The sequence below is a fragment of the Streptomyces sp. bgisy100 genome, assembly GCF_057709105.1.
Map to the genome: position 1 here is coordinate 26,453 of NZ_JBYITE010000008.1, position 12,069 is coordinate 38,521.

A 12,069-nucleotide genomic window follows, 5' to 3' on the forward strand; every position below is an offset into this window, starting at 1 on the left:
CCGGACTTCGCCTGGCTCCACGAGTTCAAGCGACTCCGCATCCGCTACGAGATGCGCACCGGTCTCCAACCGGGTCTCCTCCAACTCACCTGCAGCATCATCCGCTTGAGACGACTCCGAACCTCATTCTGAAACGATCAGTCAAGGATCGCCCGCAACCATGAGGAGCTCCACCTCCGACTCGCCGACTTGCATGGACGAATGAGCAGGGTTCGACTGGGGATGAGGAGTTCATGTCGGGTAGGGACTGGCTAGTGGTATCAAGCCACTCATCTGGCAAGGTGAATGAGAATGGTTGAATATGTAATCCCGCTCGCTGCCGCACTGGTGGGCGGAACAGCCGGATTTTGGCTGCTCTCCATTCGAGACCGCGTCCGGTTGAACCTCAACCTGATATCCATCACTAAAGGCCGCCACCCGGATGACATGGCTGATGTGGGCGACAGGATGGTGGAAATCTCCGAATCATTCAGACTTTCAGATCTCGACCTGGAAAAGCATGCAACCGACAGCAAGATCCAGTGCATCCGCAGCCGCGCGAAGGACGTTCAAGCGGAAGCGCCGGGGCAAGTCGATTTCGCCCGGGAGATGAGGAGGAGGATTTGGCATTGCAGGAGCACCGAGGACAAGATCGACTTCATGACCGAACTAATGAATGACGGCGAGCTCACCTTCCGGGAAATCACAACAGGAGTTCGCAGGAACGAGCTCGTTCTGTCAAAAGAGACAGACGGGAAGAGGGGCGAGGCGTCCGACATCTGCTCTGTCGAGACCCAAACCATTGATGGATCGAAGTCTGTGGCAATTATATTCCCGCCCGATCGCCGGCATAGCTTTACCATCGACTCACCTGCCCTGGAAGATCGTGTGCTACCGCTGGTCGAGGCTATCAAGATTTTCGACAAGGAAGCTCTGGACAAGTGCCTTGGGTTTGCCATAGACGCAATCAAATACGACCAGTCGCGGGCGGATATCCTGATGGGCGGCCTGAGGGAAATTGTAGATTCAGGGCCCTTCAGAGTGGATCTGATGATCGTAAACAAGGGGAACCGAGCCGCAGTATTGAGTCCCTACGCTGCACTGACGACGAGCGGGGCAACTTCATCCCTGCCCGTCGAAATTCTGAGAATAGAGACGATCCTGGACTCCGAGAACGAGCCCACGGAGGTCCCGGCGTCTTCCTTCGTTTCCATTGGGCCGCATGCTGCCGTAACGCTGATTCTGCGCTCAGACCCAATTGAGGCTTCCGCACCTCTTGCCGCCGCTTACGACAAGGGCATCCTTAGTTGCTCAATAGCCCTTGCGAGGTTGAAGAGCGGGATCTCGGGAAACCTTAAATACAAGGTGGAGAAGACGGTTCACAAAGACTTTGGGGCCGATTTCGACGAGAAGATGCGAGAAAAAGTGCTACAGCTGGCGGATCACCATTAAAGGGACGCCGGAGTGCGCCCGTGCCGATATACCTCCGCACCCAAAAAGCGCCCGTGGTGCACAAGTAGCCGCCGGCGCATCTCCGCTTCGAGCTGCACTTCACACCCACGTACTCATCCTGGATCAACCAGGTCGAGCGGTGGTTCGCCGAACTGCAACGGCGCTGCCTCGAACGCGGCGTGTCCTGCTCCGTGGACGAGCTGACAGCCACACTTGAGGACGGATCAAGGCCTGGAACGACCAGGCCCGGCCCTTCAGATGGACCAGGACCGCAGACCGGACCATCGACCGCATCTGCCGCTACTGCCGCTACTGCCGCTACTGCCGCTACTGCGACAGGATCTCCGGACCGGCTCACTAGCGGTCGGCCCCGATGGAGAAGAGCAGGTAGAGGAAGCCGGCGAAGAGATGGCCGGCCACCAGGTAGGCGAAGAGCCGGAGGACGAGTCCGCGGGGGAAGCGGCCGTCCTCGCGCTCGACGCCCGGTTCGTCCTTGGGTGGCATACGGGAGCCTTTCCGGACGGCCCCGGGGCGCACTCGGGCACACCGGGGACGCCCTGGGTGCGCAGGGAGCGTTCCGGGAGGGGAGCGGGCCCGGGATCCGGGGCCGCGGGTCAGGACGTGCGGCGGGGTCAGAAGGTGCGGCGGGGCTGCTCACCGCCGAGGCACAGCTCGGTGGCGCCGCTCCGCAGCAGGGTGTGGACGAAGAGCAGGTCCGCGCCGCCCGCCGAAACGGCCGCGATCCGGTGCGGGGTGAGCGAGTCGAAGTGCGCGGAGTCGCCGGGCTCCAGGATCTCCGCGCCGTCCCCCAGCGTCAGCCGGAGCCTGCCGCCGAGGACGTGGATCCACTCCTCGCCGGGGTGCACCCGCACCAGGTCGCCCTGCCGACCGCCGGCCGGCACATGCACCCGGAGCGCCTGCATGGCGCGGCCCGGAGCGCCGGCCTGCCAGTACGTCCAGCCCTCGGCCTCGGCCGGCTCCGCGCGGGAGGCCCGGATGACGGAGTCCGGGTCCGGGGGCCGCTCGCCGAGCAGCTCCGAGACCGTCGTACCGTAGGCGCGGGCGAGGGCGAGCAGCACCGGGAGCGAGGGCTGCCGGAGGCCCGTCTCCAGCCGCGACAGATGTGCGGGCGAGAGGCCGACCCGGCGGGCGGCCTCCTCCAGCGTCAGGGCGCCGGCCCGCCGCAGCTCCCGCAGCCGGGGCGCGACGGCCGGCAGCTCCTCCGGCGGCGGGCCGCCGGACCGCTGTCCGGTCTCGGGTGTCATACCCCGATTGAGCCAGAGCCCCTGCCTCCGAGGCAAGCACGTTGCCCCAGAGGCAAAAGCCCAGAAGCGGCGGTCAGCGCTCCACCACCGCCTGCTTCACCAGCGTGCGGCCGAAGTCCCAGAGCAGCCCGCCGCCGCTGTGGGCGTCGTCCATGACCTCGGTGAACGCCGTGACGAAGCGGTCCACCTCACGCTCCCCGATGATCAGCGGGGGAATCAGCTTGATCACTTCGAGCCGGTCGCCGGAGACCTGGGTGAGGATGCGGTGCCGCTGGAGCAGCGGGACCACCACCATCTGCGCGAACAGCCCCTTGCGGGCGGCCTGGAGCATCGTCCACCGGCTGCGCAGCACCAGCGACTTCGGCCGCCCGAACTCGATGCCGATCATCAGGCCCCGGCCGCGGACGTCGTGCAGCAGCTCGTACCGGTCGACCAGCGCCGCGAGCCGGGAGCGCAGCAGGTCGCCGGTGTGCCGGGCGTTGGCCACGATGCCCTCGTCCTCCAGCACCGCGAGGGTGGCCAGCCCCGCCGCCATGGCCTGGGCGTTGCCGCCGAAGCTGGCGGAGTGGATGAGCACCCGGTCCATGGAGGAGTAGACCCGCCGGAAGATCCAGTCCCGGCCGAGGGTGGCGCCGACCGGGACGTAGCCGCCGGAGAGCGCCTTGGCCACGCACACCAGGTCCGGTTCGACGCCCTCCTCGTGCTGGTAGGCGAAGAAGTCGCCGGTGCGGCCGAGACCGGTCTGCACCTCGTCGGAGATGAGCAGGGCCTTGTGGCGGCGCAGCAGGTGCTGGGCGGCGAGCAGGAAGCCGGGCGGGGCCGCGTGCACACCCTTGCCCTGGACCGGTTCGACGATGAACGCCGCGACGTCGCCGCGCCGCAGCTCCCGTTCCAGGGCCTCCAGGTCGCCCAGGGCGATGGCGGTGTCGGGCAGCAGCGGGGCGAAGCCGGCGCGGAAGCACTCCTCGCCGTTGACCGAGAGGGAGCCGGTGGTCAGCCCGTGGAAGCCGTGGGTGCAGTGGACGACGCGCGGCTTGCCGGTGGCGTAGCGGGCGAACTTGAGCGCGGTCTCCACCGCCTCCGCGCCGCTGTTGCCGAAGAATACCCGGTCCAGGTGGGGGGCGTGGCCGAGGAGCCGCTCGGCGAGCAGGCCGGGCAGCGGCTGGCAGTCGAAGCGGGTGAGGTCGGCGAGGGAGGCGTCGAGGACGTCGTGCAGGGCCTTGCGGACGACCGGGTGGTGCCGGCCCAGGCCCATCACGCCGAAGCCGGCGAGCATGTCGAGGTAGTCCAGGCCGTCCTCGTCCCAGAAGTACGCGCCCTCGGCCCGCTCGTAGACCTTGTCGAAACCGATGGTGTGCAGCATGCGCGGCAGTTGGTGGTTGAGGTACCGGGTGTGCAGGCCGTAGCGCTCGGCGCCGCGCTCGGCGAGCAGCCGTCCGAGGTCGAAGTCCTTGCTCCCCCGCCCGGCGGGCTCGGCGGGGCCGGTGGGCCCGACGGACTCAGCGGATGTCATGCACTCTCCTCACGGCCCGGACCGGCCGGGGCCGACGGCTGGACGGGGCGCCGCCCGGCGGGAGGTGCCCCGGTGGATCCGGCCCGGGGCACCGGTCCGGCCCCGGGGCCGGACCGGTCGCCTCCCGGGCACCCGGCTCACCCGTGATTTCCGCCCACGGTGTCGCGGGCGGCGCGCAGCGACTCCTTGAGGGAGCCCATGGTGGCGAGCACGGCCGTGGGCTCGTAGCCGCAGTGCGCCATGCAGTTCGCACAGCGCGGGTCCCTGCCCCGGCCGTAGGCCTCCCAGTCGGTGTCCTCGATCAGCTCCCGGTAGGTGGGCACATAGCCGTCGGCCATCAGGTAGCAGGGGCGCTGCCAGCCGAAGAGCGAGTAGTTGGGGATCGCCCACGCGGTGCAGGGGAAGTCGGCCTTGCCCTCGAGGAAGTCCAGGAAGAGCGGGCTGTGGTTGAGCCGCCAGCGGCGCCGGTTGCCGCCGGCGAAGGACTTCTTGAACAGCTCGCGGGTCTGTTCCACCCCGAGGAAGTGCTCCTGGTCGGGGGCCTTCTCGTAGGCGTAGGCGGGCGAGATCATCATCTGGTCGACGCGGAGGTCGTCATTGAGGTAGTTGAGCACCTCCACCACGGTCTGCGGGGTGTCGGTGTTGAAGAAGGTCGAGTTGGTGGTGACCCGGAAGCCGCGGCGCTTGGCCTCCTTGATCGCGGCCACCGCCTCGTCGAACACACCCTCCTTGGCCACGGACTCGTCGTGCCGCTCGCGCAGGCCGTCGATGTGCACGGCGAAGGCGAAGTAGGGGGAGGGGGTGAACTTGTCGATCTTCTTGCGGAGCAGCATCGCGTTGGTGCACAGGAAGACGTACTTCCGCTTGGCCACCAGCTGGTCGACGATCTCGTCGATCTGCGGGTGCATCAGCGGCTCGCCGCCCGCGATGGAGACCATCGGGGCACCGGACTCCAGCACGGCGCCGACCGCCTGAGCGACCGGCATGCGCTGGCGCAGCACCCCGGCGGGGTGCTGGATCTTCCCGCAGCCCTCGCACTTGAGATTGCAGGCGTACAGCGGTTCGAGCTCGACGATCAGGGGGAACTTCGCCCGCCGCCGTAGCTTCTGTTCCAGAAGGTACGTCCCGACCCGGATGGACTGGCGGAGCGGCATGGCCATCTAGCTCACCTCCAGGGGAGCAGCAGAGATCGGTGCCATTCGAAGAAAGCCGGAAGGACAGCGCGCAGTACGCGGAAGGCTGATATTCCACCGCGGAGCGTCCCCACGCGGACGAGCTCATGCTCTGGAGCGTCCACGACCACCCGTACGGCCGCAACCGGACGCGGCCCGGCCTGCCCGTCCGCGGCGTCGCGGGGCACCCGGGTGGCGCTGCGCAGGGTCGCGGCCGACTCCATGTCCACCGCGATGGCCCCGGTGGCGCGCAGCGTGGCCCGCTCGGCGCCGCGCACCACGTGGTCCGAGCCGGTCAGCGGGCCGCGGTGGAGGCCGACGCCGGGCCGGTCCCGGAGCAGCCGGGTGAGCGCCCCGGCCAGCACCTCCGTGCCGGAGCAGGGGATGCTCCCCTCGGCGTCCCGGGTCTCGTCGGCGAGGACCAGGTCCCCCGGGTGCATACCGGGGGCGAGGCCGGCGCAGAAGCCGGTGGCGATGACCGCCGCGCCCCGGTGGGCCGGATCGTCACGCAGCGTGCGCAGCACGGTGCGCTCCGCCGCGGCCGGGCCCATCCCGGTGCGCAGCACGGTCAGCGGGCCCGCCGCGCCGCTGCGGTCGCCGCTGCGCAGGGCGAAGCGCTCGATGCCCAGCGCGCAGGCGATGACCAGCGGTCCGGTGGCGGGGGCGGCCATCAGGGGGCCCGGTGGAGGTCGGTGCGCCGCGGGCCGCCGGGCTCCGGCCCCGCTCCGCGGACGTCGCCGGTGCCGTGCAGGTAGCGGCCGAGGGCGGTCAGCGGGAAGACCTGCCGGTAGAGGTGATAGTTGATCGAGAAGTCCCAGGGGAAGCCGGTGCCGGTGAAGTACGGCTCGTCCCAGGTGCCGTCCTCGCGCTGGGTCCGGGCCAGCCACTCCACTCCGCGGGTGACGGCCGTGCCGTCGCGCTCCCCCGCGGCGAGCAGGGCGAGCAGGGCCCAGCCGGTCTGCGAGGCCGTGGAGGCGCCGCGGCCGGCCCACTCGGGGTCGCTGTAGGAGCGCTGGTCCTCGCCCCAGCCGCCGTCCTCGTTCTGGACGCTCTCCAGCCAGCCGACGGCGCGGCGGACGGCGGGGTGCGAGGCGGGGACGCCAGCGGCGATCAGTGCGGGGACGACGGATCCGGTGCCGTAGACGTAGTTGGTGCCCCAGCGGCCGAACCAGGCGCCGCTCGGCTCCTGTTCGGCGAGCAGCCAGTGGACGCCGCGCCGGGTGCGCGGATCGGCGGCCCGGCCCTCCCCCACCAGCATCTCCACCATGTGCGCGGTGACGTCGGCGGACGGCGGGTCGGTGACCTCGCCGAAGTCGCAGAACGGCAGCCGGCCCGGCAGGGAGCTGGTGTTGTCGGCGTCGAAGGCCGCCCACGCGCCGTTCCGGGACTGCATCCCGGCGCTCCAGCGCACCCCGCGCCGGACCGCGTCCTCGACCCGGGCCGGGTCGGGGTGCCGGACCCGGCGGAGCGCGAGGACGACCTCGGCGGTGTCGTCGATGTCCGGGTAGACGTCGTTGTGGAATTCGAACGCCCAGCCCCCGGGCGGGAGTCCGGGCCGCCGCACCGCCCAGTCGCCGGGCCGGACGACCTGTTCGGCGAGCATCCAGTCGGCGGCCTTCACCAGCGCCGGGTCGTCGGCGGGCACCCCGGCGTCGGCCAGCGCGATGACGGCGAGGCAGGTGTCCCAGACCGGGGACTGGCAGGCCTCGATCATGCGGCTGCCGTCCTCCCGCCAGACGGCGAAGCGGTCCAGCGACTCCAGTCCCGCGCGCAGCACCGGGTGGTCCAGGTCGTAGCCGAGGAGGTGCAGGGCGATGACGGAGTAGACGGCGGGCGGCTGGATGCCGCCCCAGCAGCCGTCGTTCTCCTGGCGTTCGACGATCCACCGGGCGCAGCTGTTGAGGGCGGCCCGGCGGAGCGGGCGGACGGCGACCCTGCGGTAGGCGTGCAGGGCCCGGTCCAGCCCCTGGAAGAGGGCGTCCCAGCCGGTGGCGGGGGCCCGGCGGGCGGACGCGGCGGCGCCGGCCGGGGCGTGCAGCTCGTCCAGGGGGAACGGGGCGGGGCGCACCGGCCGCTTCGCGGAGACCACGGTGAGCGGCACGACGGTCTGCCGCGCCCAGCAGCCGAAGGCGTAGATGTTGAGCGGGAACCAGCGGGGCAGAGCGATGAGCTCGGGCGGCAGCTCGGGCAGGTCCTCCCAGCGCCACCAGCCGAAGAGGGCGAGCCAGATGCGGGTGAAGACGCGGGTGGCGGCGATGCCGCCCCGGTCGCGGACCCAGGCGGACGCCGCGGCCATGTGCGGGGCGTCGGGCGCGTCGCCCGCGAGCCGCAGCGCCACATAGGCCTCGACGGTGGCGGAGAGTTCGCCGGGGCCGCCGTGGAAGGTGGGCCAGGGGCCGTCGGCCCGCTGCTCGGAGCGGATGAAGCGGGCGGCGGCCTCGGTGGTCCGCGCGTCCCGGATCCCCAGGAACTGCCGGAGCATCAGGTCCTCGGCGTCCATGGTGACGTTGGTCTGGAGGTCGCCCTTCCACCAGCCCTGCGGGTCCTGCCGGCCGAGCAGGTCCCGTACGGCCCGGCCGGCCGCCCGCTCGGCCGCCTCCCGGACCGCGGGGGCCCCGGGAGCGGCCGCCGGGGCGGGTCCGACGGGCGCCGGCGCGGCGGGTGCGGACGCGGCCCCAGGAACTGGGGATACGGGTGCGGGCGTGGCCCCGGGTGTCGGGGATACGGGTGCGGACGCGGCCCCTGGAGCCGGGGCGGCGGGTGCGGGCGGCCGGGTGGCCGAGGGCGCGCCGGGCGGTACGGTCCCGCTGCCGCCGTCGGTCGTCGCAGTCATGGCTTCCCCTTCGTGCAGTGAGTCCGGTGGGTTCTCTGCTGTGCTGGGGCCTGCCGTCGGCCGGCGCCCGGCCCGCCTGCGAACAGGGCGGGAGGGGCGGCCGGCCGGCGACTGCGCGCTATATGAGGTTGTGGTGGATCTCCGTCGGGCGGCGGCTCATCGCTGCCGGACGACCACGAAGTCCGCGAGGGCCACGAGCTGCTCGCGGACGCGCGGGGGCATGTCCACGCCGTCGAGCGCCCCGACGGCGGTGGCGTGCTGCCGGCGGGCCTCCTGGGAGGTCCACTCCCGGCCGCCGGCCTCCTCGATGAGGGCGGCGCGGTTGGCGAACGCCTGCTCGTCGAAGTTGTCGAGGTCGGTGCTCTTGGCGTCGGCGGCGAGGAGCTCGGCGAGCCGGTCGGACGCGTGGCCGCCGGCGGCGAGTGCCGCCACGACCGGCAGGGACTTCTTCCGCTGCCGCAGGTCGCTCCAGGTCTGCTTGCCGGTGGCCTCCGGGTCGCCCCAGATGCCGAGCAGGTCGTCGATGGCCTGGAAGGCGAGCCCGAGGTGGTAGCCGTAGGCCTCCAGCGAGTCGGCCATCCGGTCGTCGGCGCCGCCGAGGACCGCGCCGATGGAGACCGCGCAGGCCAGCAGGGCGCCGGTCTTGTTGCCCTCCATCTCCAGGCACTCCTCGACGGTGACCCGCTCGCGGTGCTCGTAGGAGATGTCCTGGGCCTGGCCGTCGATCAGCTTGCGGGTGGCGGTGGTGAGCCGCCGGGTGGCGCGCCCCGCGTCGACCGTGCCGAGCTCCAGCAGGATCTCGTTGGCCAGCGCGAACAGCGCGTCACCGACCAGGATCGCCTGGGCGGGTCCGTGGACCTTCCAGACGGTGTCCCGGTGCCGGCGCTGCTCGTCGCCGTCCATCAGGTCGTCGTGCAGCAGCGAGAAGTTGTGCACCAGTTCCACGGCGACGGCGCCGGGGATGCCCGTCTCGGGCGGGGCGCCGGCCGCCTCGGCGGACAGCAGGGCGAGGGCGGGGCGTACGGCCTTGCCGCCGTCCCCCGCCGCGGCCTGGCCCGCGGCGTCGATCCAGCCGAAGTGATAGGCGGCGACCGTGTCCATGGGCGGCGCCAGCCGGTCCACGGCGGCACGCAGCACCGGGGTGGCGAGCGTCCGTCCGCGCTCCAGCAGGGCGGTGACGCCCGCGGTGTCGATCGCCGGGTTTTCCGAAGACACGGTCTCTCCTCTGTGTCCTGTGGTCCCGGGGGTGTGTCCCGTGGTCCCGGGGGTTCGGGGCTCCGCCCCCGTTACGAACGCGGTCATGCCGCCTCCTGCTGCGGGTTCCCCCGCCGGAAGGCGGGGGGAGGGTCGAGATGCGGGCGGCCCTGTTCCGAGAGTGCTGCCCGCGCCGCGGTGATCCCGCTGCGGACGGCGCCCTCCATGGTCGCGGGCCAGCCTGTGTCGGTCCACGCACCGGCCAGGTAGAGGCCGGGTGCCCGGGTCCGGGCCGCGGGGCGGAGCCGTCCGACGCCCGGAGCGGGGGCGAACGTCGCTGTTCGCTCCCGGGTCACGAAGAAGTCTCTCACCTGCGCACTCCGGGCTGCGGGCAGCAGCCGCGCCAGCTCCGGCAGGTAGCGTTCACGCAGGGCGCCGGCCGGGGTGTCGATCTCGTCGTGCGCGGCGGACTGGGACAGCGCCAGGTACTGGCCGCCGCCGGTGAGCCCGGAGGCGTCCGTCCGGTCGAAGACCCACTGGACCGGGGTGCCGAGCGCGGCGAAGAACGGGCGGCGCAGCACCGGACGGTCGTAGACGACATGGACGTTGAGGATCGGCGAGGTGCCGATCGCGCGGAGCCGGCCGGGGTCGTCGAGGGCGCCCTCGGGGAGCAGCGCGGCGGTCTCGTCCTGCGGGACGGCCAGCACCACCGCGTCGGCGTGTCGCCGCTCCTCCGGTTCGCCTCCGCGGCGCAGCCCGAGGTGCCAGCCGCCGTCCGGGGCCGGGGTGACGGAGCGGACGCGGCCCTGCAGCACGGTCCTCACACCGGCCGCGTCGAGCGCGGTGCGGGCGAGGGTGTCGTGCAGCGTGCCGAGCGGCACCCGGGCCCAGCCGATGTCCGCGGCGCCCGGCCGGGAGAGCAGCCCGGTCCGGAAGACCATGGCGGCGAGCCCGAGGGAGACCTCCGCGGCGCGGGCGTTGAGCGTGGCGACGCCGACGAGGTCCCAGAGCGCCTCGACGGCGCGCTCCGACTGGCCGTGGCGGCGCAGCCAGCTCGCGAAGTCGGTGCCGTCCAGGGCCGGATCGGCCGGATCGAGCCCCTTGAGGGCGAGCGCGGCCCGGGCCACGCCGACCCGCTCGGCCGGCGAGAGGTGCGGGTAGCGGGCGAGGCCGCCGGCCAGGTGCAGCGGGACCGGCAGCGCGGTGCGGCGCAGCCGTCCCAGCCGTGGGGCGCCCCCGGTCCCGGCGTCCAGGACGGGGACGTCCAGGCGGTCCTGGAGCGGCGCGAGCCGGCTGCCCTCGATGCGGTCGAGGAACCAGCGGTAGGCGGTGCAGCAGCGCAGGTAGACGTGCTGGCCGTTGTCGACGGTGAGCTCCCCGGCCGCGCCCTCGCGGCGGAAGGAGAACGCGAGTCCGCCGAGCCGCGGCCGGCCCTCGACCAGGGTCACCCGCATGCCGGCGTCGGCGAGTTGGAGCGCCGCGGTGATGCCGGCGAGTCCGCCGCCGACGACGACGGCGGTGCGCGCGGCGGCGTCCGGCGTGCCCTGGCGGGGCAGGCCGGACGGCGTGCTGTCCGGTGTCATCTGCCCTCCTGAGCCGGTGCGGTGCCGTGGTGGTTTCCGGCCACCGCCCTCCACGACGCAGTGGGCCGCCCGAGGGTTGCCCGGGGACGGACGGCGGCCGTCCGGCGGGCCGTCGGCAGGGTGCGGTCCGGGGCCATCAGGCGCGCCCCCGGACCGAATGCCGGGTGATGTGCCGCGCGTCCAGGCCGGACAGGCCGCGGACCGCGACGTACGCCTTCTCGCGCCCCGGCAGCGAGACCCGTCCGCGCAGCACGGCCTGCGGGTCGCGGGCGATGCGGTCCAGCAGCCGGCGGTAGATGCCCGCCATCGCCGCGACACAGGCCCCGCTGCGCCGGTCGAGCAGCGGCAGCAGCCGGAACCCCTCGGCGAAGAGGGCGCGGGCCCGCTCCACCTCGAACTGGACGAGGCCGGTGAAGTCGGCGCCGGCGGGGGGCCGCTCCTGGTGGAACCCCGCGGAACAGCCGAACTTGGCGAGGTCCTCGGCGGGCAGGTACGTCCGGCCGTTCCCGGCGTCCTCCCGGACGTCCCGCAGGATGTTGGTGAGCTGCAGGGCGAGGCCGAGCGTGTCCGCGTACTCGGCGGCGCGGTCCGCCTCGGGCGCGCCGCGGCCCGCCGTGCCGAACACCCCCAGGGACAGCCGGCCGATCGCCCCGGCCACGCACCGGCAGTAGACGCGCAGGTCCTCCCAGGTCTCGTACCGCTCGCCGCGCACGTCCATCAGGACGCCGTCGATGAGTTCGTCGAGCCCGCCGAGGGGGATGGGGAAGCGGGCGGCGGCATCGGCGAGGGCCACGGCGACGGGGTCGGTGTCGTCGGGCTCGATCCGGCCGTCCCGGACGCGGCCGAGCAGCGCGCGGGTGTCCTCCAGCCGCGCCTGCTTGACCTCGGGGGCCAGGCTGCCGTCACCGATGTCGTCGATCCGGCGCGAGAAGGCGTAGAGCGCCGACATGGCCTGCCGCTTGTCGGCCGGCAGCAGCCTGATGCCGTAGGCGAAGTTGCGGGCCTGCTGTCCGGTGACGGTCTCGCAGTAGCTGTACGCAGCGAGCACCGGGGCGGACGCGGGTACGGATCCGTTCAC

At 72.3% G+C, this 12,069-nt stretch carries 10 protein-coding genes; 1 reads left to right on the forward strand and 9 read right to left on the reverse strand.

Annotated features, from left to right (window positions below; translation table 11 throughout):
• Positions 1-291: 291 nt before the first annotated feature.
• The gene (locus AC3EQ1_RS07705) at positions 292-1,431 is read left to right on the forward strand and encodes a hypothetical protein (RefSeq protein WP_432093539.1); all 1,140 of its coding nucleotides are present in this window, start codon (positions 292-294) and stop codon (positions 1,429-1,431) included.
• Positions 1,432-1,788: 357 nt separating this feature from the next.
• Here the strand turns inward: AC3EQ1_RS07705 and AC3EQ1_RS07710 are convergent, their stop codons facing one another.
• The 9 genes from AC3EQ1_RS07710 to hpnD form a co-directional block, all read right to left on the reverse strand.
• Positions 1,789-1,935 (reverse strand): DUF6126 family protein, encoded by a 147-nt coding sequence (locus AC3EQ1_RS07710; protein ID WP_432093540.1) that lies wholly within the window; start codon positions 1,933-1,935, stop codon positions 1,789-1,791.
• A 128-nt stretch (positions 1,936-2,063) separates the two neighbouring features.
• Complete coding sequence (locus tag AC3EQ1_RS07715; RefSeq protein ID WP_432093541.1) at positions 2,064-2,696, reverse strand: helix-turn-helix domain-containing protein; 633 nt, start codon at positions 2,694-2,696, stop codon at positions 2,064-2,066.
• Between the two features lie 73 nt (positions 2,697-2,769).
• A complete protein-coding gene (locus tag AC3EQ1_RS07720) occupies positions 2,770-4,209 on the reverse strand; it encodes an aspartate aminotransferase family protein (protein ID WP_432093542.1) in 1,440 nt (479 codons plus the stop codon).
• 137 nt (positions 4,210-4,346) lie between these two features.
• On the reverse strand, positions 4,347-5,369 hold the full coding sequence (gene hpnH / locus AC3EQ1_RS07725; RefSeq protein WP_432093543.1) for an adenosyl-hopene transferase HpnH: 1,023 nt from the start codon (positions 5,367-5,369) through the stop codon (positions 4,347-4,349).
• A 5-nt stretch (positions 5,370-5,374) separates the two neighbouring features.
• Positions 5,375-6,055 (reverse strand): phosphorylase family protein, encoded by a 681-nt coding sequence (locus tag AC3EQ1_RS07730; RefSeq protein WP_351514337.1) that lies wholly within the window; start codon positions 6,053-6,055, stop codon positions 5,375-5,377.
• Positions 6,052-8,214 (reverse strand): squalene--hopene cyclase, encoded by a 2,163-nt coding sequence (gene shc / locus AC3EQ1_RS07735; RefSeq protein WP_432093544.1) that lies wholly within the window; start codon positions 8,212-8,214, stop codon positions 6,052-6,054. The genes AC3EQ1_RS07730 and shc overlap by 4 nt, the downstream gene beginning before the upstream one ends.
• Before the next feature lie 156 nt (positions 8,215-8,370).
• Entirely contained in the window at positions 8,371-9,429 is a 1,059-nt protein-coding gene (locus AC3EQ1_RS07740; RefSeq protein ID WP_432093545.1) for a polyprenyl synthetase family protein, read from the reverse strand.
• An 83-nt stretch (positions 9,430-9,512) separates the two neighbouring features.
• Positions 9,513-10,991 carry a hydroxysqualene dehydroxylase HpnE gene (gene hpnE, locus AC3EQ1_RS07745; protein WP_432093546.1) on the reverse strand — a complete coding sequence of 493 codons (1,479 nt, stop codon included), beginning with the start codon at positions 10,989-10,991 and terminating at the stop codon, positions 9,513-9,515.
• Positions 10,992-11,127: 136 nt separating this feature from the next.
• Complete coding sequence (gene hpnD, locus AC3EQ1_RS07750; protein WP_432093547.1) at positions 11,128-12,069, reverse strand: presqualene diphosphate synthase HpnD; 942 nt, start codon at positions 12,067-12,069, stop codon at positions 11,128-11,130.